General features: G+C 42.5%; 17 protein-coding genes and 2 pseudogenes. 8 read left to right on the forward strand and 11 right to left on the reverse strand.

The annotated features are described in order from the left end of the window. Window positions 1-92 precede the first annotated feature (92 nt). From KZ793_RS14710 to KZ793_RS14735, 6 genes and pseudogenes are all read left to right on the forward strand, one after another. Window positions 93-289 (forward strand): annotated as a pseudogene (locus KZ793_RS14710) (HNH/ENDO VII family nuclease). A gap of 8 nt (window positions 290-297) precedes the next feature. Continuing rightward, window positions 298-717, forward strand: a complete 420-nt coding sequence (locus tag KZ793_RS14715; protein ID WP_225816017.1) for an SMI1/KNR4 family protein — start codon at window positions 298-300, stop codon at window positions 715-717. Window positions 718-1031: 314 nt separating this feature from the next. Further along, a pseudogene (locus tag KZ793_RS14720) lies at window positions 1032-1148 on the forward strand (IS110 family transposase); the annotation flags it as partial. A 52-nt stretch (window positions 1149-1200) separates the two neighbouring features. Next, window positions 1201-1374: a VENN motif pre-toxin domain-containing protein gene (locus tag KZ793_RS14725; RefSeq protein WP_225816044.1), complete on the forward strand. Its 174-nt coding sequence runs from the start codon at window positions 1201-1203 to the stop codon at window positions 1372-1374. A 32-nt stretch (window positions 1375-1406) separates the two neighbouring features. After that, entirely contained in the window at window positions 1407-1517 is a 111-nt protein-coding gene (locus tag KZ793_RS14730) for a hypothetical protein (protein WP_225816045.1), read from the forward strand. Continuing rightward, entirely contained in the window at window positions 1514-1852 is a 339-nt protein-coding gene (locus KZ793_RS14735; protein WP_225816018.1) for a hypothetical protein, read from the forward strand. The genes KZ793_RS14730 and KZ793_RS14735 overlap by 4 nt, the downstream gene beginning before the upstream one ends. A gap of 57 nt (window positions 1853-1909) precedes the next feature. Here the strand turns inward: KZ793_RS14735 and KZ793_RS14740 are convergent, their stop codons facing one another. After that, window positions 1910-2056 carry an IS3 family transposase gene (locus KZ793_RS14740; protein WP_317987469.1) on the reverse strand — a complete coding sequence of 49 codons (147 nt, stop codon included), beginning with the start codon at window positions 2054-2056 and terminating at the stop codon, window positions 1910-1912. Between the two features lie 59 nt (window positions 2057-2115). On the opposite strand from KZ793_RS14740, the gene KZ793_RS14745 reads away from it, so the two are divergent. After that, on the forward strand, window positions 2116-2448 hold the full coding sequence (locus tag KZ793_RS14745; protein ID WP_397443616.1) for an immunity protein YezG family protein: 333 nt from the start codon (window positions 2116-2118) through the stop codon (window positions 2446-2448). 398 nt (window positions 2449-2846) lie between these two features. Here the strand turns inward: KZ793_RS14745 and KZ793_RS14750 are convergent, their stop codons facing one another. The 9 genes from KZ793_RS14750 to astC all read right to left on the reverse strand — a co-directional run bounded on the left by KZ793_RS14750 (window position 2847) and on the right by astC (window position 14808). Next, entirely contained in the window at window positions 2847-3524 is a 678-nt protein-coding gene (locus tag KZ793_RS14750) for a hypothetical protein (protein ID WP_225816020.1), read from the reverse strand. Window positions 3525-4346: 822 nt separating this feature from the next. Further along, a complete protein-coding gene (locus tag KZ793_RS14755; protein WP_139654778.1) occupies window positions 4347-4976 on the reverse strand; it encodes a hypothetical protein in 630 nt (209 codons plus the stop codon). Between the two features lie 435 nt (window positions 4977-5411). Beyond that, on the reverse strand, window positions 5412-6056 hold the full coding sequence (locus KZ793_RS14760; RefSeq protein ID WP_225816021.1) for a hypothetical protein: 645 nt from the start codon (window positions 6054-6056) through the stop codon (window positions 5412-5414). A 1049-nt stretch (window positions 6057-7105) separates the two neighbouring features. Further along, the gene (locus tag KZ793_RS14765; protein WP_225816022.1) at window positions 7106-8560 is read right to left on the reverse strand and encodes an amino acid permease; all 1455 of its coding nucleotides are present in this window, start codon (window positions 8558-8560) and stop codon (window positions 7106-7108) included. 120 nt (window positions 8561-8680) lie between these two features. After that, window positions 8681-9667, reverse strand: a complete 987-nt coding sequence (astE, locus tag KZ793_RS14770) for a succinylglutamate desuccinylase (RefSeq protein ID WP_225816023.1) — start codon at window positions 9665-9667, stop codon at window positions 8681-8683. A gap of 12 nt (window positions 9668-9679) precedes the next feature. Then, on the reverse strand, window positions 9680-11023 hold the full coding sequence (gene astB / locus KZ793_RS14775; RefSeq protein ID WP_225816024.1) for an N-succinylarginine dihydrolase: 1344 nt from the start codon (window positions 11021-11023) through the stop codon (window positions 9680-9682). A gap of 49 nt (window positions 11024-11072) precedes the next feature. After that, window positions 11073-12548 (reverse strand): succinylglutamate-semialdehyde dehydrogenase, encoded by a 1476-nt coding sequence (gene astD, locus KZ793_RS14780; protein ID WP_225816034.1) that lies wholly within the window; start codon window positions 12546-12548, stop codon window positions 11073-11075. Between the two features lie 2 nt (window positions 12549-12550). After that, window positions 12551-13579: an arginine N-succinyltransferase gene (gene astA, locus KZ793_RS14785; protein ID WP_225816046.1), complete on the reverse strand. Its 1029-nt coding sequence runs from the start codon at window positions 13577-13579 to the stop codon at window positions 12551-12553. 20 nt (window positions 13580-13599) lie between these two features. Next, window positions 13600-14808 carry an aspartate aminotransferase family protein gene (gene astC / locus KZ793_RS14790; protein ID WP_225816036.1) on the reverse strand — a complete coding sequence of 403 codons (1209 nt, stop codon included), beginning with the start codon at window positions 14806-14808 and terminating at the stop codon, window positions 13600-13602. A gap of 1668 nt (window positions 14809-16476) precedes the next feature. Between astC and KZ793_RS14795 the strand changes: the two genes are divergently transcribed. After that, on the forward strand, window positions 16477-17217 hold the full coding sequence (locus tag KZ793_RS14795; RefSeq protein WP_225816038.1) for an SDR family NAD(P)-dependent oxidoreductase: 741 nt from the start codon (window positions 16477-16479) through the stop codon (window positions 17215-17217). Window positions 17218-17635: 418 nt separating this feature from the next. Here the strand turns inward: KZ793_RS14795 and KZ793_RS14800 are convergent. Then, window positions 17636-25539 (reverse strand): non-ribosomal peptide synthetase (locus tag KZ793_RS14800; RefSeq protein WP_225816040.1); only part of this gene is annotated, 7904 nt, incomplete at its 5' end.

Genomic DNA, 25539 nt, shown 5'->3' on the forward strand with positions numbered 1-25539 from the left:
TGCATTTCAAGGAAATAAGGTTTATCAGAGATAATGATATATTCGATCCGAAATATATTGACCCAAAATCAGGAAAAATGAACATAGAACTAATGTCATCCGGGCGTGCACCAACCGGTACAGATGGTAAGCCAGTAAATCTTCACCACATGTTACACAATCTTTCCATAAAGAAAATCATGGGGTTATACATATTAATGACAATAGTATTCCTTCAGGCATAAATAGAGCAGAATTTAACAAATGGCGTTCTAACTATTGGAAAGATAGAGCCAAAAGCTATAAATAGGTGTAAAAATGAATAACGATTTAGATAAAATTATCAATGAGTTAAAACTTCTATCTGGTGGAGAAACAAGCAACACAGATCTACCAGACGATGAATTGCTAGCACAATATGAGCGTGAGATTGGTTTTACTTTTCCTAATAACTATAAAAAAGTTTTAAAGGAAATAGGGAATGTTTTCTATGGCTCCATAGAATTATTATCTGTAACTAAAGATAAACAAAATTATGGTGAGTTATCACAATCTCTTAAAGATGCAAGAAAGTTAGGAGTACCTAAAGACTGGTTACCTATTTGTGAAGATAACGGAAACTACTATTGTCTCCTTCCTAGCGGTCAAGTTAGATACTGGTCCCATGATGGCTATAGTGATGAAATGTGGTCAGATATCACTGATTGGCTCCAGCAAGTATGGATAAATGGCAATTAATAAATACTCTGCCAAGAGTTTGTAAATAGATTTACGTAATTTCTCGTTAATAAAATGACCACTCTCCCTGTGTTAGCCGTACGCTAACACAGGGGATTTATAGCCCGTCACATTACAGGGCGAGATCTCATATTTTTTGAATGGGTATTTTATTTAAAAATAAATCGCATTTAATTCAAAAAACCTATTGGATAGTTATCAAAGACTATTAATAACGCCGTATTGAGCGGGAGAGATTATCAATATCTATCTTTTGGTTGTTTTTGCACAAAGCAACATCCCGCCCTGCGTCACATTATCCAATCGACTATTAGGTAAAACTCATCTCTCTACAGTTTGTTCATTTGCCTGTTCGTAATAAAAGTAATAAAAACGATTTTATCAATGCTGAAATCATCTGTGGGGCAACATCCTGTCACCTATTACGTTTTCAACAGACTATTTTGGGCAGCGACAACATTGGATAAAACATTCAATGATCCAATGAAAATTCAGGCAGGTGGCAAAATCATCGGCGGTATTGCCGGTGCATTTGCTACAAATAGTGCACAGGGTGTTAACAGTGGCGCAAATGCGAGTGAAATCGTTCTTGAGTATAACTTCTTTGCGCATGATCTGCTTGAGTTGGACGAAGCAATCAATGGGCTGATGCTTTAAAAAATGATCATCAAGTCCAAGTAAAAATAGATATTTCTTACAAGGATAAGGGTACCAGACCGGACAGTTTTTCGGTAACTTATCAGATAGGTAATGAAAGACCGATAAGAGAAGGATTTATAAATGCACCGGGGGGTAAATGATGGTAAGTGATGATGAACTTTATTCAGAAATTGGTCGTATATTATATGAAGCGGCTCCTGATGATGCACAGAGGATTTTACTGGATGTAGAATTATCTCCCGAAAATGATCATGCTAAGTTTCTATATGACTATGTTGATGAAAGTGGGTGTAAAAAGTGGTTTTTACCCCTATCTCCAAAAACAGATAGAGACCTTATAGAAAATTTAGCAATGCTGCGTAAACACTACGTGGAAAACAATCTGACTAGCGGTCGTCCTGTATGGTATGGCTGTGTCGTCACTGTTGACCTTGAAAACATGAAAATCAGAATAGAATTCAAATACGAGGACTAACCTGAAAGTGATCCCTGCCATATATTGCAGTGACCCCAAAAAGTTGGACAGGTTACACTAAGCAACTAATAATGCCTGAGTTCGGAATTCTACTGGACTCAGGCGATTCAATTTTAAGCGAGTTCTTTCATGATTATAGATGTGAAGATAAAGCCTACTTATTCTGGTGATAGTCTTAAACCTGACAAATTTACTGTGAGTTATTCAGTAGATAATGGTAGAGTTATTGAAAGAGTCTTCAAAAATGCTCCGAGCGAAAAATGATGAGAGATGATCAAGAGATTTATAATGATATTGGTAAGGTTTTATTTTCTATAGCTCCTGATGATGCATCTAAGGTCATTGTTAATGCTTCATTAGAACCCGAAAATGATAGCGGTGAGTTTACTTACGATTACGTTAATAAGAATGGCGAAGAAAAATGGATTAATGATACTTATGATGCCAGTCCTCAGTTGTTAGATTTACTAGTTGAATTAAGGATCTATCTTTTAGATAATTTTAAATCGGAAAAACCACCTTTTTGGCATTCCTGTGTTATCACACTTGATATTGAAAAAGTGAAAATCAATGTAAATTTCAAATACGAAGATTAACCCGGAAACAATCCTAGCCATTACGCTGGGATCTTCTTTACTCCAACTTGTTCTCAAGAAGCCAAATCACCAACCGCTTAGAAAGTTCTTGAAGCAGCTTGTGTGGCGTAGGAAAAACATCCAGACCTGATCATTGATGGCACATTGTAATACAACGCCGCAATTATGGCTGACGTGGCGAAATCCAAAGCACCAAAACATCTGGCTGAAAATATTGGCAAATATATTGATGGTCAATGGATCTTAATGGCAGCAGAAGTGGTTTTCTGGCTCAGGCTGCACGTAATGAACTGCAAAAAATACTTTAATCGTGCCGCATATTGCGGCACTTTATATTTATCTGCACAAATTTAAGGTTGATAATTACATGGTAACAAAACAGAGGTTAAACCTTATTTTTATGGCTTTTTCGGTAACAATACATAAGCAACTTTATGTTGTATTCTTTTTCCTGATAACCATTGGTTAAATTCAACCCCTACCCTATATTCAGCAGGCTTACAGCTACTCACTTTATCACCCGATGTTCCTGTTCTGCCAAGCCCATATGACCCTCCACCTTCCGCTTTAATTTTACACCCATGTCCTCCTTCTTTTATTGGTGTACTGAATTCTTTATATAACCAACCAGATTCTGCTGTACTGAATTCTATAGTAATTTTGGGCTTTTCACTTTTCGGATATGTTATTGCATAAGTATATTGAGGTGTAATACCACAATAGCTTTCTTCTGTAACACAAGGGATTGCATGATATCCATTGCGGTCTAATGATATATATTCATTTTTGCCCATCCCTCTATACCAATACTTTGCTGTTGCTGCCTCATCATCCTGATTATGAGTAGAAGTATTATTTAACTCAACGTCATTTCTCTTTTCAAAACCTCTTAAATTGGCTCTAAGTTCACACCTTTCATACAGAGGCATCACTTCAGTATTTTGCAGGCCATTGCTTATTATTGCTTGCTTTACCACAGTTCTAACGTTCTCCGTATCTTGCATACATGCCATACTGAAACTGCTAATCGCTAATAAAAATGGGGAAATAAGGAAAACTTTTTTATTCAAATGCATGTTTCTCTCCTTGCTTTATTTATGGTTTTATACCCTTCATCTTTCAAGCTGCTGCTTTGTTGGCTGCTTTCACTCACCCCAGTCACATAGTTATCTATGCTCCTGGGGATTCGTTCACTTGCCGCCTCGCTGCAACTCGAAATCTATTAGGTATATCACTCAATGGAACAAAAATGAATTTCGTTATTATTAAGTTGAAATATAATTTACGACATAAATAATAATTTAAATCACAATTCAAGCATAAATAATAAATTAATAACAATGGAATATTACAATATAAATCATTTAATTCAGTTAGTTATTATTACCTCCCTTAAATAAGGATAGATTATTAAATCAAAAAAATACAAATTACAGAATCATTAAATTGGAAAATATCTTATTTAAATACATTAGAATCAATATGGAAAAAATTTAAAAAAACAATTTCAATAACATATAAAATAAATAATTTATCAGCATTCAAATGTTATATATAAAAATAATAACCACTGATTTTTTATATCATAACAATCTAAATAACCTCATAAAATCTCAATTATAACTGACCGAAAAATTTGTAAAAAACAAAATGATTGCTTATATCCATTAGAAAACATCTCTCAATAAAATTTTTTTACCCTATAACATCCCACTATAGATAATATTTATTTTTATATACCACAAAATCCTACCAATTTTATCTATTAACATGAAACACAGAATTTACTTAAATCCATCACCAATAAAAAGCACCGAAATCATGAATATTCGGTGCTGTATTTTTTGAAAAAAATCATTCAAAACTGACAATCACACAACTAAAAAAGATATCAAATCTTATTTTGCTAATAATACATAAGAAATTATAACATCTATTTTTGCTGGTTTTTCTAGCCACTTATTAAATACATTCCCTATTCCAAGTTTCTTGTATTGGTCATCACAACTCGCTGATGTTCCTGTCACACCAAGCCCGTATGTTCCTCCTCCCTCAGCTTTAACTTGACACTTATGCTTAGTTGTAAATTCATTGTATAGCCATTTCGGTTCTATTGTACTAAACTCAATAACAACTCCAGGTTTTTTATTTGTCAGATAACCTTGCGAATAGGTATATTGGGGAGCAATTCCACAAAAACTTTCTCCTTTAACACAAGGAAGGCTTTTATACTTATTCTGGTGAAATGCTTTATATTCCTTTATTTCCATCCCTCTATACCAGTACATCGCTTTTTCTGCTTGATCATCACGCTTTGCCGCTTTCTTATTGACTAATGTCACTTTATTGGGTGTATTTGCTGTGACTGAAAGTGTGCAATTTTTATACATAGACATTACTTTGGTATTTCCCAGTCCATTTTTAGTGATTATTTTTTCTATCTGTGGATCTGTCTTACATGCCATACTAAAACTACTAATCGCTAATAAAAACGGGGAAATAAGGAAAACCTTTTTATTCAAATTCATATTTTTATCCTTGCTTTATTTATTTTTTTTGATATCTAATTAAATGAAAATAGATTTCATCATTATATGTTGATTTAAAAAACACTATTGCAGACAATACATAATAAATTAACCAATATATTAATCTTCATTGTTATCATCTGCCTCAAATAAGATAGATTATTTAACTATAAAAAACAAAAACAAATTCCAATATAATTAAATTAAAAAATATTTGATTAGAATATACGATAAAATATAGTAACGACATAAGAGAAAAAACAATAGTTATATGATAATATACCTTTTGAAAAATAGTTAAAAATTAAAACTTTATTTTCCACCTAATAAAGCTCCTCCAGCAATCAAGAAAAAGCACCAAAGCCAGCAGGCATTCGGTGCTAAAAAGAGAGTTTAAAGCCGATAATGACATGATTATATAACAGATATTGAGGATTAATTCAGTATGGGTAATTGCACATAAGAAATTGTAACCTCTATTTTAGTTGGCTTTTCTGATAGCCATTTATTAAACTCATCCCCTACCTTATAACCTTTAGGCTTACAATTTAACTCATCCTTTTTCAATGCGCCTATTCCACCCAACCCATATGATTCTCCTCTTGATTCAATATTAATTTCGCAGTTATGTTTAGTTGTAAATTCATTATATAGCCAGCCAGGTTCTACTGTACTAAATTCTATAACAAATTTTTTATCTTCTCTCATCGGATAACTCTTCGCGTAAGTATATTCAGGCGCAATCCCGCAAAAGCGATTTGGCATGTTAGCACAAGGAATTCTTTTAAAGTTATTATTGTCAAATAATTTATATTCCTCTATTCCCATTCCTCGATACCAATACATCGCAATCTCTGCACGTTCATCCCTATTTTGGGATTTATTATTAATTAATATAATTCTATTTCCAGTATTCACCACATCTAATTCACACTTTTTATACATAGACATCACTTTAGTTTCTTGTAGCCCATAGCTTTTTATTATATCTTCTACCGTTGGATCAATATTACATGCCATACTAAAGTGGCTCATAGCTAATAAAGTAAAAATCAGAAAGACTTTTTTATTAAAACTCATATTTCTCTCCTTGCTTTATTGATAGCATTGATGCCAAGAAAAACAAAGATACATTTCATAACCGTTATTAATAAATCCATCTATAATCTTTGTCGACATATAATGACTTAACGAACAATGCGACTATACCCTTCATCTTTCAAGCTGCTGCTTTGTTGGCTGCTTTCACTCACCCCAGTCACATCGTTATCTATGCTCCCGGGGATTCTTTCACTTGCCGCCTCGCTGCAACTCGAAATCTATTAGGTATATAAATAAAGGATCAATAAAAAAATAACTTCGCAATATAAATCATATCATTTAATTAGTCTCTCTTGTTATTAGCTATCTTAAATAAAGATAGATTGTTAAATCAAAAAATACAAGCTCCATAATAATTAAATTAAAAAATAAAACAAAAACACAAAAAAAGACAATTTCGATAACATATAAAATAGATAATTTTTTAGTTGTTATAATATCATATGAATAAAACAGCTATCTATTTATTATTCCGAAATAATATAATAGATATCATCCAATTGCAATTATATACCCTTCATCTTTCAAGCTGCTGCTTTGTTGGCTACTTTCACTCACCCCAGTCACATAGTTATCTATGCTCCTGGGGATTCTTTCACTTGCCGCCTCGCTGCAACTCGAAATCTATTAGGTATAGCTATCCACATAATTCAGAAAATAAAGTGTCTATTTATATCTATTGAAAAACATCTAGCAATGAGAATTTGCTCTTACTAGTCGAATCCGCCTTATTTAAATAACACGCTTACTGATAATTCATATCCGTTTTTTATTTAAAGAAACCCAAGGAGCCATTCGCCTAACAAATGACTCAATCGGGAGTAAAATCAGAAGAAATAAACGTAGCTTTGGCTGAAATATCTGAAAGGGTAAACCCCTACCCGGCAAACGATCGAATTATCACCTGAGGTAACTCTTTGGTGTACCGTTGAATATCATGCAGTCAAATGAGCAACTTCGGCTAATATGAGATCGCCATTGAAGTTATTTTTCTATCTGCTTCAATTTATTATTTCTCAATTAGCTGCCTATAAACGAAAACTCTCTTTCGCTATCTGATAACGCTGTTCTTCTTTAGCTTCATTTTTCTTTTTTACGCGCCATAAAATACTTAACATAATAAACCATAAAGGCGTACCACAGAGTGCGACCAGTGTATCCGGGTCAAAAACCATTACCACTATGGTAAAGATGAAAAAAATCAGGGTCAGCCAGGTCATTAATACCCCTAAAGGCATCTTAAATATTGAACGTTTATGCACATCAGGGTAATTCTTACGATAAACCAAATAGGCAATCAAAATCACACACCAGCTATAAATCACCATAATCGAAGCAACGGTTGATACAATAGTAAATAGCTGCATGACATTCGGCACGATAAATAAAAGTGACGTACCAACCACCATACAGAAACAAGAAAATATCAGACTATGTACAGGAATCGCAGTATTGCGGGAAAGAATTTTAAATTTCCGGTGTGCGTTCTTTTCCGTTGATAAGCCATAAAGCATACGTGTACAAGCATATAATCCACTATTAGCAGAGGACATTGCCGATGTTAATGCAACAAAATTAACCACTGCGGCAGCAGCAGGCAGACCCGCCAAGGCAAATAGTGTCACAAAAGGGCTGGTTTCAGATGAGATCCGTCCCCAAGAAGTAACGGCAATGATGCTCAACATGGAGAAAATATAGAAAATCATAATTCTCATCGGGATATAATTAATGGCTTTCGGCAATATCTTTTCCGGATCTTTTGTTTCTGCCGTCATCGTGCCAACTAACTCAACACCGGTAAAAGAAAAAATCGCTATTTGAAAACCGGCAAAAAAACCAAAAATACCGTTTGGCAGAAATACCGATGGATCAGTCAAATTATTCACAGAAGCGATCATACCATCCGGTGATTGCCAGCCTACCATCACCATACCAAAACCAATAATAATCAGTGCTAAAATCGCAACGACCTTAATCATGGCAAACCAGAATTCAGCTTCGCCAAATAAGCGGACAGAAAGAAGATTAAAAGTACCAAGTAAACCTAGCGTTAAAAATGCAGGCACCCAAAGAGAGACACCGGGAAACCAATATTGAATATACCCACCACACACAACAACATCAGCAATACAAGAGACAACCCAACTCATCCAATAAGTCCAACCGAGAAAAAAACTGGCTTTCGTGCCTAAATAGTCCGATACAAAATCAGCAAAAGAGCGATAATTCAGTTTAGTCAGGAGCAATTCTCCCATTGCCCGCATCACCATATAGACAAAAAAACCAACAATCGCATAGGTAATAATGATCGATGTACCAGATACGGCAATGGTTTTTCCTGACCCCATAAATAAACCTGTGCCAATAGCACCACCAATGGAAATCAATTGAATATGACGTGCACTCAGCCCTCTATGAAGCGTTTGTGTATCAGCAACTTTCTCTGCCGAAAGGTTTTGTTGAGTTTTATTATTTTTTATCATAATAGTCCCGTCCGTCATTAACTGCCTATCCCAATAGGCACCAAAGAAGCAGTTGACTGCTAAATCTTTCTAAAAAAGAAGTTACCACGGCTTCAGGAAAAAAATGGAATAATGTCTTATTTATTTAATTATTTTTTCATTTAAAGCAAGTAATAATCCTGCTCGTAATCCATTAGCAACCTCAGCATTAGGAAATAAAATAAATTTCGCCGGAAATTTAATTTTCCAATGACGATCACGTTGGCTGGCGATTTTAAATCCTTCTGGCAATTCAGTAAAGTTCAAGGTATCTGCGGGGATATGAAGTTGAAAACTGTCGTGACTCTTAATAATGGAATTAATTATCTGGTAATGTTTCAGTTCAGATTTAATACGTGCTGTTATTTGTGATAAAGAAATTAAACCATAAAGAGCATCGGTAATTTTTTGGAACTTTGTTAAATCGTTTTCCCCAAAAGGCATTGCTTTACCAATCTCCATCGTACAGCTATCCGCCCCAAACTTTTCACTCAGAAAATGGCTGAAAGTCCCCGCTTTCTCACGATGGTAAACGAGCGCATCAATATCGCTGTCATGCAACCATTGCATAAATTCAGCAGAAAAGGGACGATTCTGAGCGGGCAACAACGCAAATTGCTCATGGTGAGAAGCGCGTATAGCGGTATGCAGATCAATATGCCAGCGAATATTTGTCGACGACACCGCAGGTTCAGCAAAAAAACGGCTCACAACATCTTCAAGTTCCGCCGCACGTGATCGCTCATTCCCCAAAGGAAAATCCAGGTAACGGCCACCAAACATGCGATTCAAATCATGATGTAAATAACGTCGATTCGCACGCATCGCAGGTAAGTTACCGAAGATAATCAACAAATTATTTTTTAGTGTTAATGTGCCATCCACCAACTGCGCGAGTAACTGAATCAATATTTCAATAGGCGCGGTTTCGTTACCGTGAATACCGGCAGAAATCACCAGAGACCGATTTTCCCCTTCATGAGGAATCAGTTGTAGTACGCCTTCTGCCAACCAATGCGCACTCATTGTTTCTGGAAATGTCAGGTGGTCGGCAAGTTTTTTTTCAAGCAATAACGTTAACAGATCCATATCTGCTCCAATTTAGCGCTGAAATTCATAGATCGATCCTAAATTCAGGATCTGCGTGAGCTCATCCAGAGCAGTATAAACTTCTCGAAGTAATTGGGGATCAGCCAGATCGCTGGTACATAATTCATCACGATAATGGCGTTCTATCCATTTGATCAGACGATCGTAAAGCGACGTATTTATCAATGTTGCGGGATTGACAGCACGAAATTCAGCATCGTTTAGTACCACCCTCAGACGCAAACAGGCCGGACCGCCGCCATTGCGCATACTTTCCCGCAAATCAAACACACGGACTTCATTAATAGGTGAAGAGGCTTGCGCAATCAGCGACTGTAAATAACCCCAAACAGCGGAACGTTGGCGACACTCCTCAGGAACAACGATCATCATTTTCCCATCAGTTTTACTCAGTAACTGACTATTAAAGAGATAAGAATAAACCGCATCTTTGATGCTGATCTGCTCAGCAGGCACCTCAATCGTGACAAAATCCTGCCCCAACACCGCCATTTTCTGTTTAATTTCGGTCAGCACCTGAGACTGATTAAGATAAGCATATTGATGGTGAAAAAGGACATTTCGGTTGCTGACCGCAATCACGTCGTTATGAAAAACCCCACTGTCAATGGCAACTGGGTTTTGCTGTACAAAAACGGTTTGTGCCGGATTAAGCTGATGCAACCGCGCGATCGCTTCACTGGCTTCCAATGTTTGCCGCGCCGGATAACATTTGGGCATTGGGCCGCCGCGAAATGCACTACGGCCATAGACAAACACCTGTACGCCAGGCGTATCATAATCACCGCCAAGGCGATTATGATTTGCCGCCCCTTCATCACCAAAATCTTCATGTTGTGGAAGAGCCGGGTGATGGACAAAATAGTTTTGATCAGCAAAAGTGGCTTTTAACGCGGCTGACGTCGTTTCCATTTCCAACGAACGGTGCAATTTGTTGTTTAAATTTGCTACCGTGAAATGGACTCGCTGATCAGCGCTATCCGCCGAAGGTGACACGGTTGCCGCATTTGCTGTCCACATTGATGAAGCAGAACTCAGTTTTGATAATAACGCCGGAGAATATTTGGCTGCTTTATGAAGTATCTGCTCATCACTGCCGACAAAACCTAAATTACGTAAAACAGGGATATTAGGACGTTGTTGCGGAGGAAGCACTCCTTGAATAAATCCCGCATCAGCCAGCGCTTTCATTTTCATCACACCTTGCAGCGCGGCTTTACGCGGGTTAGATACGCTGTCTTTATTATTAATAGAAGCTTTATTACCCACTGAAAGCCCCGCATAATGATGGGTCAGGCCGACCAACCCATCAAAATTTGCTTCAAAACCAGCCATAAATCCCTCTGAAAAAATTGTATAAATTGAAACCTATCCCGTTAAACGATTAATCAGGGAAATGAATCCCCGGCGCAAGCATTTCAGGTAAAGTGAGTTCGTCGGCAACCAAGGATGCCATCGGCCAGGCACAATAATCAGCCGCATAATAAGCGCTGGGTCGGAAGTTTCCCGATGCGCCAATGCCACCAAAAGGCGCTTTACTGGAAGCTCCCGTCAACGGTTTATTCCAGTTCACAATGCCCGCTCTGGCATCTTCCGACAGGCGCTGGAACAACGAAGCATCCGGCGAAATCAAACCAGTAGCCAATCCGAACCGGGTGTTATTGGCGATTGCCAACGCTTCATCAAACGTGTCATAACGCATAAGAGTAAGTAACGGACCAAAATACTCTTCATCAGGCACATCAGCCACCCGGCTAACATCGATAATCCCAGGTGTCAGCAACGTTGATTGCGGCTCGCATTGCTCCAGCGAAACCAAAGAGATGCCACCAAGTTTTTGTAGCCGATCTTGAGCTTCCAACAGATTTTGGACCGCCTGTAGAGAAATGACGCCACCAATGAATGGTTGAGGTTGAGCATCCCAATGGGATGGCACGATCCGCTTTGTCACCTCCACCAGACGCTTAATCACCGCCTCTCCGTGCGTGCCATTTTTTACCAACAATCTGCGGGCACAGGTGCAACGTTGACCGGCGGAGATAAATGCTGACTGCACAATAGTGTAAACAGCGGCATCAATATCGTCGCAAGCATCGACGATCAATGCATTATTTCCCCCCATTTCAAGTGCCAACATCTTCTCTGGCTGACCGCCAAGCATGCGGTGAAAGTGAAAGCCAGTATTGGCACTCCCCGTAAACAGTACACCATCAATCTGCTTATCCTCCAACAATGCTGTCCCGGTACTGCGTGCTCCCTGAACCAGATTGAGCACACCGGCGGGCAAACCGGCTTTTTCCCATAGTTTCACCGTTTCTTCAGCGGTCATCGGTGTCAATTCACTCGGTTTAAACACCAGTGTATTACCCGCAATAAGCGCGGGAATAATATGACCATTAGGCAAATGCCCAGGAAAGTTATACGGACCAAAAACCGCCATCACACCGTGAGGACGGTGACGCAGTAAGGCACGGCCGTCTGGCATAATCGTTTCTGACTCACCGGTACGCTGTTCCCACGCTTCGATAGAAATAGCCGCCTTACCTATCATGGATTGTATTTCAGTCCGAGTTTCCCATAACGGTTTACTGGTTTCCTGACTGATAACACGAGCAAGCGTTTCTTTCCCCTCATTCAGCAAAGCTGCAAATGTCTGAACGACCTTAATCCGCTCACTAGCGGGCAAATGTGACCAGGCATAAAACGCCTCGCGGGCAGCATGACAAGCGGCTCTGACTTGAGAAGCATCGGCGCTGTTAGCTTGCCACAGAATCTGTTGATCTATTGGGGAAAATTTAGTTATCGACTCACCCTGCCCCTCAATCCACCTTCCCCCAATGTAATGTGCTTTATAATTCATGCTTAATTTTCCTTTGGAAAGAGACTAACGAGCCGCACCTGATCCCTATCGCTTACTTGAAGTGCATCCATCTCAGCGGTTGTCAAAAAAAGTTCATGACTGTCACACGCCACATTCAATAAAAGCGCCCGAAATTCATTAAAATGCTGATTGGCAACGATGCAAGGAACACCATCGTCTCTGGTCACTGATTCGACTTTACTGATAGGAACGAGACGACTCTCTTTTACTGCCCGTATCCGGTTAATCTCAGCCTGTAATAAAGCGCCGCCATCAAAAATATCAATATGGCCTTGATAGGTAAGCCCTTCTTTTTCAAGAATTGCCCGCGCGGGTACTGTTTTCTCATGGACCTGCCCAATCACTTTCTGCGCCTCAGCAGATAATAAGGATATATAAATAGGATGAAGGGGCATGAGTTCGGCAATAAAGGTTTTCGACCCAATACCGGTTAAGTAATCTGCCTCGGAAAAAGGAATGCCAAAAAAATGTTGTCCCAGTGAATTCCAGAAAGGGGAATTTCCTTGCTCATCGGCAACCCCTCGCATTTCAGCGAATATAATTTTAGAAAAAATATCCCTAAATGCGGCAATAAAAAGAAAACGTGCTTTGGAAAGAAATATCCCATTTCTTCCCTTCTGATATTCCGGATCAAGAAACAACGTACACAATTCACTGTTACCGGTCTGATCTTGCTCCAAAGTCAACGCTTCAATAGATTTATAAATCCCCAATTCACGTGATGAACGAATGGTTTTTTGTACCCGAAAGTTATAAAACGGCTCCTCCAGCCCAACCGCCACTTCGATGGCACTGACACCCGCCACACGATTCACGCTGGTATCTTCCAGCACAAACAAGAATCCCTGCTGAGCCCTGGCCAGTTTTCCCTCAAAAGTATCAACGCTACGTGCAATGCGTGAACGTAATTGCTCCAGGTTATTGGGAAAAGATGTCAAACCTATACCAGCGTGTTGAGATAAAGATTGAACCCCATTTAAGTCACTATGCTGGACAGCTCGGAAAAGCATCATAACGTCACCTTCAACTATTAACCTACAAACCGCATGATGGCGCTTTCAAGACGAACCAGACCTTCATCAATATCAGCAAATTCGATATTTAATGCCGGCGCAAAGCGCAACACATCTGGACCCGCGATCAAGGCAATTAATCCCTCCTCTGCCGCCAAGTTAGTTAATTGCTTCGCCTTACCCTGCCAAGCCTTATCCAATTCAGCACCTAAAAGCAGCCCTTTACCTCGCAAGCAACTGAATATTTGGTAACGCTGATTCAGTTTCGATAATTTATCCATGAAGTAATCATGACGTTGCAAAACGCCGGTGAGCAATTCCGTCTGATTAACAATAGAAAGCACCTTATCGGCAACGGCTGCCGCCAGAGGATTACCGCCAAACGTGGTACCGTGCGTTCCAGGTTGAAAAACCGCTGCAATAGGTTGTTTTGTTAACATAGCACCGATAGGAAAACCGCCACCGAGACCTTTAGCACTAGTAAGAATATCAGGCTCAATACCATATTCCTGATAAGCATAAAGGTATCCTGTACGGCCTACCCCAGTTTGAATTTCATCAAAAATAAGCAGCGCTTGAAAACGATCACATAAAGTCCGTAATTCCTGCAAGAACGCCGGATCTGCGGGAATAACACCGCCCTCACCGATAATAGGTTCGACAATAACCGCACAGGTATTTTCAGAAATATGTTCTCTGATCGCAGATAAATTATTATAAGGAAGATGCGTAATTTCTTGCGGAAGAGGGGCATAATCTTGTGAATATTTTGGCTGCCCTCCTACGGTAACGGTAAATAATGTTCTACCATGAAAAGAATCTTTAAATGAAATAATCTCATTTTTATTTTTTCCATATTTATCAGCGGCATATTTTCTGGCTAACTTTAATGCTGCTTCGTTAGCTTCCGCCCCTGAATTACAGAAAAATGCTTTATCAGCAAAAGTATTTTCCACCAGTCTTTTGGCTAATTTCAGGACAGGTTCATTGGTGTAACCATTACCTATATGCCATATTTTCTCAATCTGAGAAATTAACTCATCCTTTAATTCAGGATGCGCATGACCTAATGAATTAACGGCAATTCCACCGGCAAAATCGATATATTCCTTGCCATCCTGATCCCATACTTTCGAACCTTTGGCCCGAACCGGTATGAACTTAGCAGGAGAAAAACAGGGCACCATATAGTGATCAAACCAACTTCTCTGAATATTTTCTAACATAGATCATTTCCCCTTAAAATAGAGAGTATACGGACAAGAGAAAGTCATATTCCCCCGCACCATTCTTTGTCTCATACTTAGACAATTTATTAATGTATGCCGAGGAAAAAGTTTACCAAGCTGAATCCTAAAAAGTCTTAAAAATAATAAAATTACAGGATCTATTTAATATTATTCTTATTAATCCCATGACTATTTCCTAAAAATAGTTGCTCAGCCATTAGACAGATACTGTTGCCCATGCTTAACAAAGTCAACACAAGTTGTACACAAAAAAAATACTTTTTGATCTCGTTCAAAATTCCAAAAAGTATTTTTATGCATTCCTTATGCAGTTTTTATGAATAAAAAGCGAATAAATTGTGCATAAATTAAATCTACTACATATAGATGAAACGAATAAATAAATAATTATTCATTAATAACACCTGAAATTTATCTGCTCGAATGTAAAATAAAATTTGACGAAATTTAATTTCCAAAAACCAGAGTAAACCGATAACCAAAACAACAAAATAAGTGAATAATCTGACGAATAACTTAATATAAAATTAACTATCCAGTTAAGAAAATTGACTATACCCACATGTCTTTAAATTTCAGACAACACAATAACTCTACTTATTGAGATTATTCGTAACAAATTGACCGTATTGTACCCTATTTCAATGATTTACTTAGATTAGAGAAACAGGTAAAGTATTTTCAAGTGAAAACTATTCAATAGCGATTATCACTTCCCTCAATCTCACTTTTACATAGGAAAAACCCAATAACCCATTCATACCGGATGATCACACCCATTGCTAAACAATTAATTATTTCTTAATATATTAGCATTTAAAATAATTACTAACGCGCTATTTTAGACATTTAATTAACTACTTTTCTGGGCTAATGAGCAATGGATAATATACTACGTCACCACTTTATGGCTGAAATATATAAAGTTATTTTTGCCGTCAATTTATCACTATAAATAAGAAACTCCATTTCTTCCTATTTTTTATAATAATCTCATTTAATTTGCTAAACTTCATAATTAAAATCGTAATCATTACCTGAATTTATTATGTACGAATGTTAAATAACATTATACCCTTCATCTTTCAAGCTGCTGCTTTGTTGGCGGCTTTCACTCACCCCAGTCACATAGTTATCTATGCTCCTGGGGATTCGTTCACTTGCCGCCGCGCTGCAACTCGAAATCTATTAGGTATATATTTTATTCTCTTTCTATTAGTACCAAATGAAAATCATAAGAAAACATACAATATCTTGAAATACAAATTAAACAAATGAGCGGTAATTATAAAAATTTCATTTTGACAACCACTGAAAAACACGGTATATATTCTAAACGATAGACATAATATTAATTCAAAATGCGGCCCATTCAATATTTACAAAACCATCCAATATAGAAATTTATAAAAAAATATAAGATTAAGTTGATAAATAGTTTATTAGACGTTATTTTACGACAATAAAATAATATCGTTAACGTAAATAGAAAAAACTAATAAAATAAAGATCAATGCAAACTAAAACTCATTTGATCGCCTATTAAAAACGTTGGATTATCTATATTTCAAAATGCATCGCGAGAGGCAACTTGAAAGATAACGGGTATAAACCTAGTTCGTATCATTTACAGGAGTAAAATATATGACTTTAGATTTTAACGATAAAGTGGCAATCGTTACCGGCGGCGCTATGGGTATAGGTGCTGCAATATGCCGCAGACTGGCGGCAAACGGCGCAAAAGTTGTCGTGGCCGATCTCGACGGCGACGCAGCTCAAGCCCTTGCCAATGACCTTGATAATGCTATCGCCATTCAGCTTGACGTCTCCCAAGCGTCCGCAGTGGAACGCTTAGTGGCTCAAACGGTAGAGACCTTTGGGGCGCTACACCTGGCAGTCAACAACGCAGGGATAGTCGGCTCGCGCCATCGGACCGTGGACTATCCGTTGGATGATTGGCATCAAGTCATCAACATCAACATGCACAGTGTGCTGTACTCAATGAAGTACGAGATTCCAGCAATGTTGGCTTCCGGCGGTGGTGCGATTGTTAACATGGGCTCGGTCGTCAGTAGTGTTGGCCTCACCGGCTCGATTGCATACGTAGCAACCAAACACGCATTGCTAGGCATGACAAAAACTGCCGCGCTGGAGTATGCAAAACAAGGAATCCGAATTAACGCCGTCGGACCAGGTTGCATCGACACACCATTGATGTCTACGCTCGACACCGATGTAGTCCAAAAAATGATTAAGCATCATCCTATCAGCCGTCTCGGAACACCCGATGAAGTCGCTGCACTAGCTTGCTTCCTATTATCTCAAGATGCGTCTTTCATTACCGGTAGTTACCACCTCGTTGATGGTGGATATTCCGCACGTTGACCCGCTTGTATCTTAACTTTTAACGGAATCATTATCATTTATACCCGTTATCTTTCAAGTTGCCCTTTGTTGGTTGCACTCGCTCACCCCGGTCACATAGTTCACTATGCTCCCGGGGATTCGCTCCCTTGCCGTCGCAATGCATCTTGAAATCCATAGGGTATATATGCATGCTAAATCAAATGATATTTTGACCGTTTTCTATTAACACTCAAAAAACACGGCTATCTTCATATCTTATATTAACTCTTATCAATTATTCATAAAAACCAATATCACACAATTAAATATATTTTTATATAGTAAGAAATTAGACTTAGATTAAATTCCCAAAATAAGAAAAAATCCGGTATAAAAAAATATATACCGGATTATCATATCAAGGTTAAATTATTCAGAACTTCCGACTATATCAGTATTACGATGTCTCCTCATCACAACTAATTACCAGCGCCCTATTCAAAGCCTGAGCTAAAACGGTTTTATTCTCATCATCCTCCAATAAACTAAAATGGTTACCTGGTATCGCAATCAGTTCAAGCGAAGTATCAGACATTATCTGCGCCCAACCTAACGACGGTTCTATGTTCACAGACTCAGATTCTTCATCCGTCACAAAAGAAATATCAGGAGAAGGTTCTACCGCATAGAACTGATGCAGCGTTATTGCTAATGCTGGCGGCTCATAATCCGCAACTATTTGCGCGTAACGCTCGATCTGCCCCCAACGTTTTGCGATCACATCCGCATGCAGATTTGCCGGATATAACGCCAATTCTTGTGCCGCTTCAATAAACTGCACAAAATTCAACTCATCGATTCGACGGTATAACTCCGCAATCGCTTCCGTGTATTCCTCCCCTGACTGTCGAGCTAGTTCAATAAAGAACCGATATTTAGGTTGCATAATCTGTTCCCCTAAATAATGAGGCGCAGGCGCATCAATCAACCCTAGGAAATTGACCATTTCACCCGCATTCAAAAGCTGTTGGGCAATAGCATAAGCCAATATTCCACCGGAAGAGTAACCACTTATCCGGTACGGGCCTGTCGGTTGAACCGCTTTCATCAAGCTGATCATTCTCGCCGCTTGCTGTTCCATCGTTACCATCGGTTCTTCATTAATAGACGGCCAAGGTAGCGCATAAATCGGATGGCCCAATGGAATATGTCGAGCCAGCCCGAAGACATAGGAGTAATCCCCCATGCCACTAGGAACAAAGAACAGCGGCAACCCTGCCCCATCCAGTCGCACCGATATAGCGCTGTTTTGCGGTTGAGACAGCAAATCTGAGGTGATTTTCGCAGCCAGTTCAGCTAACACCGGGAATTGGAACACAGCATTCAATGTGCAAACCAAACCCCGACCGGCAGCAAGATTTATCATTCGCATGGCAAGCAGTGAATGGCCCCCCAACGTGAAGAAGTTGTCATATCGGCTTATTTGCTCAACTCCCAGCAACTCACACCAGATAGCTGCCAATGCAATTTCCGTTTCCCCTTGTGGCGCTTCATAAATCTGACGAGCAAACGCTGCATTGTCCGGAGCTGGCAAGGCCCGACGATCCAATTTACCGTTCGGCGTTAGCGGAAACGCATCCAGACGCACAAAAGCTGACGGCACCATATAGTCAGGTAAAGTTACACTCAAGTGGGTACGCAGGTTATTGGCCAGCCCTTCATCTGCTGGCACCACGACATAGGCAACCAACCGTTGGCCCTGCCCTTGCCCCAATGCCAATACTACAGATTCACTCACCGCCGGGTGTTCCACCAATCGAGCCTCAATTTCCCCCGGTTCAACGCGGAACCCGCGGATTTTAACCTGCTGGTCGTTACGGCCCAGGAATTCCAAGTTACCATCCGGCAGGTAGCGGGCTAAATCCCCGGTACGGTACATACGAGCACCCGGTTGATCACTAAACGGATCAATCAGGAAACGTTCAGCGGTCAATTCTGGCCGATTCAGGTAGCCACGGGCGACAGCGACTCCCCCAATGTAAAGTTCACCAGTGACACCCATTGGGACAGGTTCCCCGTGGGTATTGAGAATATAAATTTGGGTATTGGATATTGGGCGGCCAATCGGTACGTTATCGGCAGAACAGCTCGGATGGTTGATATCAAACACAGTACAACCCACGACGGTTTCGGTTGGGCCGTACTCGTTGATGATGCGTGATCCAGGCGATAATGTCTGCCAAAGTGCAGTAGTGGAACTGGGAAGTGTCTCTCCACCCACGATAAAGCAGTGAGCGGGGCATTTTTGTTCCACAGTTTTCAATTTCTGCCCCATTGCCAAAAGATGGCCGGGAGTAATTTTAACCAAAGCACCCGATTCCATTGACAACAATGCGGGAAGCAATTCAGCCAGCTCCTGCCCATCACGGAGCAAATGGATCTTGCCACCACATAGTAAAGGCAGGTAAAGACTGGTGACCGTGGCATCAAAGGCTATTGATGACGAAACGATACTATTGAATTGCTTTTCAGTCAGGTAATCACTCCGCGCCCATAGCAGGTAGTTGCAGACACCACGATGTTCCAGCATCACCCCCTTCGGCGTCCCCGTCGAGCCCGAGGTGTAAATTACATACGCCAGATGTCGTGAAGTTAGTGCAGATATTTGCGGGTTGTAGTCCCGCTGGTTGAGCAATGCATTTGGGTCAAGTACAGTTAGTTCTGCCAGTGCCTTCTCACCCAACGCAGCACGTCCGGCTTTATCCGCCAGCAAAATAACCGGAGCGGCATCAGTCAGAATATGGGCCAGACGCTCCCCGGTATAAACCGGGTCCAACGGCACATAGGCGCCACCGGCTTTTAGTATTGCCAATACCCCCACCACCATTGCCGGTGAACGTGACACACAAATCGCCACTCGCTGATCGGGCACGACACCCAATGCGATAAGCTGATGGGCCAACCGGTTAGCGCGGGTATTTAATTCAGCATAACTGAGAGCCTGATCTTCATATACTAATGCTATCGCATTAGGGGTTTGCTCCACTTGCTGTTCAAACAATTGATGAATACACCATGCCTCAGGATAGGCGGTTTCCGTCGCGTTCCAGGTTTTCAGCAACAGTGTGCGCTCCGCTTCCGGCAGAATGCTCAATGTCCGTACCGGCGTTTCCGGGGCCTGTTCCAGTGCTGCCACTAAACTCTCCAGTGCCTGTTGCATATAACCGCATACCCGTTCCGGCTCAAACGGCTGGGCAACTTGAACAGTCAATCCCAAGGATTCACCAAAATCCTCCACCGACAGCACTAACGGATAATTGGTTCGCTCCTGCGTATCAAGAAATTCAATACCGTTTACAAGTTCATCCAACGTTGCTGAAAATGCATTATGTCGATAGTTCAGCAAGCTATTAAACAGGGGGATCTCACCCTGCACACCACTACAACGCTGGGCCAGTGCCAGTGAAGCGTGTTCGTGTTCCAGTAGTCCTGCCAGTCGGGTATGGGCGGCCTGCACACTCTCCCGTACCGGGGTATCATCAATATCCAGCCGCAGCGGCAAGGTATTGATAAACAGCCCCATCCCGTTGTCAGCCCCCTCTCCTGCTGCCATGCGCCCAAACAGCACGGTGCCAAACACCACTTGTTCTTGATCGCTAGTACGCGCCAACACCTGTGCCCAGGCCAAATGACACAACGCCGCCAGACTGACGCCCAAACGCCGGGCCTGACCACGCAGACGGTCATTCAATTCAGGCGCCAGCATCCGGTAGGATTCCGTCACCTGTGAACCATCACGATGCACCTCCGTCAATCCGAATGGCAGCGTCGGTTCATCCACCTCCGCCAACATCTCGGTAAAGAAACGGGTATGTTCCTCCTGACTCATTCCCAACCGGGCCTCAGCCACTAAATTACGGAAAGAGACTGGGGAAGTCAGACTGTCTTCCCGTTCAGCAAGATACGCCTGAACCTCAAGGTTCATCACGTCCATCGTTGTATGGTCGCCAATCAGGTGATGCAGTAATTGCAGTACAACCCAACGACCATCAGTCTCCTGCGCCACCACAAACCGCAGCAATGGTGCCTGATTCAGGTCAAGACGATAATGACGAGGATTAAAACGTTGAGCCAATTGATCACACATTGGCCCATCAGCCGGGTCTAGCGTCAATTCAGTGACCGATAAAGGTGCCTGACGCCAGACTACCTGAGCAGGCACAGACAACTCTTGCCAGATAAAGGCGGTACGCAGAATATCGTGGCGATCAACCACTTGTTGTACCGCCGCCAGATAACGGTCCAGCAGAGTCCGATCAGCGAAGACCACCTGGCCGGCTAACAAATAGGGATCACCTTCGTTTGCCAGTAAGTGGTGGAACAAAATACCATCCTGCAACGGCGACAGGGCATAGATATCCTGAATGTTGCTCACCCCACCCGGCACTTGTCTGACGATGCGGTCAATGTCAGCCTGAGTCAAATCAATCAGCGGCAACATTGCCGGTGTCAGGGCCGTAGTTGCCGAAGTGATGACGTTAGGCGGCACTATCACAGCCTGATGCTGTCCCAACGTTTGCGCCAGGTCTGACAGCACCGGCGACTGGAACAGATCACGCGCCGTCAGTGCCAATCCCAGGTGACGCAGGCGTTCAACCATCCGTATCGCAAGCAACGAATGACCACCTAGGGCAAAAAAGCTGTCGTACCGGCTGACCTGCTCAATCCCTAGCAATTCACGCCAGATAGCCGCCAGCGCTATTTCTGTTTCTCCTTGAGGCGCGGCGTAAACTTGGTGGACAAAGGCGTCATTGTCCGGTGCCGGCAACGCTTGATGATCCAATTTACCGTTCGGCGTTAGCGGAAACGCATCCAAGCGAACAAAGGCCGACGGCACCATATAGTCAGGCAAAATAGCACTCAGATGGGCACGTAAGCTGCTCACCAGTCCGTCACGGGCTTCCGCCGCCACATAGGCAACCAGCCGCTTCTCCTGCCCTTCACCTCGTGCTAACACCGCCGCCTCACGCACCGTTGGGTACTCTGCTAACCGGGCCTCAATTTCCTCCGGTTCAATACGGAAGCCGCGGATTTTAACCTGCTGATCATTACGGCCCAGGAATTCCAAATTGCCATCCGGCAGATAGCGGGCCAAATCCCCGGTGCGGTACATGCGAGCATCTGGGTTATCACTGAACGGATCAATCAGGAAACGTTCAGCGGTCAATTCAGGCCGATTAAGATAACCACAGGCCACTCCATCGCCCCCCACATAGATCTCTCCAACCACTCCTAACGGTACCGGCTGACCACAAGTATCCAACAGATAAACCCGCGTGTTAGCTACCGGTCGGCCGATAGGAATACGGGCCGCTCCGGGCACTAATGTTGTGATACGGTATGTGGTCGTAAAGGTGGTACCTTCACTCGGCCCATAGCCATTTAATAGCTGTTGTGGCGGACTCGTGCGCAGTACCTGACCGATAACATGGGGATCAAGGGCATCTCCGCCAACAATCAGGAATTTTATCTGTGGAAGAACCGGAGACAGCTCCGCCGCTAACTGGTTAAACAATCCGACACTCAACCACAGAACAGTGATTCGCTGAACCTGTAGATCCTGTACAAACGCCTGCGGTGTCAACAAAGTAGCATGATCAACAACCACTAACGCGCCACCATTGAGCAACGGTGCCCAAACTTCAAACGTGCTGGCATCGAAAGCCGGATTAGCGGCAAAAGCTACCCGATCATCCGGTCCGATTTCAGCATAACCATTATTGATAACCAGCCGGACCACCGCACGATGCGGCACCAAGACCCCTTTAGGTGTCCCGGTAGAACCAGAGGTGTACATGATATACGCTAACTCAGTGCTGGAACGCGGTAAGTCAAGGTTAAAGCGATCTTTATCGTGGCCCATGTCTGTCTTATCCGAGAGACGAAGCAGCGGCACAGTCAGGTTCACCGGAATATCCGCCCGTGTATCAATCAGCAGCAACTTGGCTGAACAATCACTTATCAGCCAGTTTTTCCGCTCATCCGGTACACTGGGATCAACCGGCACGTAAACGGCACCGGCTTTGAGAATCGCCAATTGGGCTACCACCAGTCCCATCGAACGCGCTAGCAAGAGCGCAATATGATCACCGGGACAAACTCCTTGTTCGATCAATTGACGAGCCAGCCGGTTAGCACGGGTATTTAATTCAGCATAACTAAGTGCTTGCTCTTCATACACTAATGCTATCGCATCAGGGGTTTTCTCCACCTGTTGTTCAAACAACTGATGAATGCATAATGCCTCAGGGTAGGCGGTTTCCGTGGCGTTCCAGGTTTCCAGTAATAACCTGCGCTCCGCCGGGGACAGGATATCAATTTCCCTGACCGACTGTTGGGGGTTAGCCACCATCGCTTGCAGTACTGTGTGCAGATATCCCACCTGCCGCTCCATTGTCGTTGGATCAAACAGGGCTGTGACATAACTCAATGCCCCAACAATCCTGCCCTCCTCTTCTGACAAGTCCAGTTCAAGATCAAACTTGACAATATCAACGGCTTGATCAACCGGTGACACCGCCAATCCCGGTAATCCCCATTCCGTGCTCTCATTGTTCTGCCAGACAAACATCACCTGGAACAACGGGGTATGCGCTAATCGGCGTGGCGGTTGCACGATTTCTACCACCTGTTCAAACGGTAAATCCTGATGCTCCTGGGCCGCCAATGCGGTTTGCCGGACTCGCGCCAGTAATTCCGTCACTGTCAGTTCATCCGATAAATCCATGCGCAACGCCAACGTATTGACAAAAAAGCCAATCAACGGCTCTACTTCCTGATGATTACGACCCGCACTCGGTGTGCCAATGACCACATCTTCCTGACCTGACAAACGTGACAGAACTACCGACCAGGCTGACAACAGCGTCATAAATAAGGTGACACCGTGCTGTTCACTCAGGCGCTTAAGGGCGGTCGTTAACTCCACATCCAGGTTAATCGGCACGGCCTGCCCGGCAAACGACTGTTCCGGTGGACGAGGCCGATCTGTTGGCAAATCCAGCAAGACGGGCGCATCAGCCAACATTGCACGCCAATAGTCAGATTGAACCTGAATACGCTCAACCGACAACCACTGACGCTGCCAGGCGGCGTAATCCGGGTATTGGATCGCCAACGGCGGCAACGGATCGGATTGCCCATCCATAAACGCCGTATAAAGTGTGTTCAGCTCCTGTATCAGCACATTGGCAGACCAGCCATCGGAAATTATGTGATGCAGAGTCAGCAAAAACTGATATTCGTCATCAGTGATCCGGATGAGAGCCGCACGGATAAGTGGGCCACTTTCAAGATCAAATGACGCATGGGCTTCCTCCACACTCAGACGCTCAAGAACAACATCCGCATCTGGTCTCCCACTCAGGTCATATTGAGATAACAGTAAGCCACTATCCGGCTCCAACAGACGCACTTGTGGCTGACCATCTACAGAAACAAAGACAGAACGTAACGCTTCATGACGGGCAAACAAGGTATCCAGCGCCTTTTGCCAGGCCATAATATCTAACTGTCCAGATAAACGCAGGGCCATCGGGATATGATACGTTTCACTGACCCCTTCAAGTTGGGCCAGAAACCACAAGCGCTGCTGGGCAAATGACAACGGTAACGCCCCATCACGGGATATCGGCAAGATATTATCCGGTTGACCCGGCCGAGCCTGCATAACCTCAGCAAACGCCCTCAATGAAGGAGTCTTAAACAAGGTTGTTAGCGGCAGTTCGATACCCAAAGCGGCTACCCGGTTCATCACCCGCACTGCCAACAATGAGTGGCCGCCCAAGGCAAAGAAATTGTCATGTCGGCTGATCTGTTCGATCCCCAGGACTTCACGCCAAATCACCGCTAATGTGATTTCCATATCCCCTTGTGGCGCTTCATAAACCTGACGGGCAAACGCTTCATTATCCGGTGCCGGTAGCGCCCGGCGATCCAACTTACCGTTCGGGGTCAATGGCAACGCATCCAGACGCACAAAGGCCGTCGGTACCATATAGTCAGGTAAAGTTGTACTCAGGTGGGTACGCAGGCTATTCGCCAGCCCCTCATCCACTGGTGCCACCACATAAGCAACCAGACGCTTATCCTGCGCATCCCCTAACGCCAACACGGCAGATTCACGCACTGCTGGGTGCTCTGCCAACCGGGCTTCAATTTCCCCCGGTTCAATGCGGAAACCCCGGATCTTAACCTGCTGGTCGTTACGGCCGACAAACACTAAATCCCCTCCCGGCAGATAACGCGCCAAATCCCCGGTACGGTACATGCGCGCATCCGGTTTATCACTGAACGGGTCAA

Origin of the sequence: Photorhabdus antumapuensis, assembly GCF_020387775.1 — a bacterium.
Classification (GTDB): Bacteria; Pseudomonadota; Gammaproteobacteria; order Enterobacterales; family Enterobacteriaceae; genus Photorhabdus; species Photorhabdus antumapuensis.

Coding starts and splice junctions, on each gene's coding strand:
- KZ793_RS14755 (WP_139654778.1), bottom strand. CDS start 4,976: ATGAATTTGAATAAAAAGGTTTTCCTTATTTCCCCGTTTTTATTAGCG.
- KZ793_RS14745 (WP_397443616.1), top strand. CDS start 2,116: ATGAGAGATGATCAAGAGATTTATAATGATATTGGTAAGGTTTTATTT.
- astE (WP_225816023.1), bottom strand. CDS start 9,667: ATGGATCTGTTAACGTTATTGCTTGAAAAAAAACTTGCCGACCACCTG.
- KZ793_RS14725 (WP_225816044.1), top strand. CDS start 1,201: ATGAAAATTCAGGCAGGTGGCAAAATCATCGGCGGTATTGCCGGTGCA.
- KZ793_RS14760 (WP_225816021.1), bottom strand. CDS start 6,056: ATGAGTTTTAATAAAAAAGTCTTTCTGATTTTTACTTTATTAGCTATG.
- astA (WP_225816046.1), bottom strand. CDS start 13,579: ATGCTTTTCCGAGCTGTCCAGCATAGTGACTTAAATGGGGTTCAATCT.
- KZ793_RS14795 (WP_225816038.1), top strand. CDS start 16,477: ATGACTTTAGATTTTAACGATAAAGTGGCAATCGTTACCGGCGGCGCT.
- KZ793_RS14750 (WP_225816020.1), bottom strand. CDS start 3,524: ATGCATTTGAATAAAAAAGTTTTCCTTATTTCCCCATTTTTATTAGCG.
- KZ793_RS14715 (WP_225816017.1), top strand. CDS start 298: ATGAATAACGATTTAGATAAAATTATCAATGAGTTAAAACTTCTATCT.
- astB (WP_225816024.1), bottom strand. CDS start 11,023: ATGGCTGGTTTTGAAGCAAATTTTGATGGGTTGGTCGGCCTGACCCAT.
- astC (WP_225816036.1), bottom strand. CDS start 14,808: ATGTTAGAAAATATTCAGAGAAGTTGGTTTGATCACTATATGGTGCCC.
- astD (WP_225816034.1), bottom strand. CDS start 12,548: ATGAATTATAAAGCACATTACATTGGGGGAAGGTGGATTGAGGGGCAG.
- KZ793_RS14765 (WP_225816022.1), bottom strand. CDS start 8,560: ATGATAAAAAATAATAAAACTCAACAAAACCTTTCGGCAGAGAAAGTT.
- KZ793_RS14735 (WP_225816018.1), top strand. CDS start 1,514: ATGATGGTAAGTGATGATGAACTTTATTCAGAAATTGGTCGTATATTA.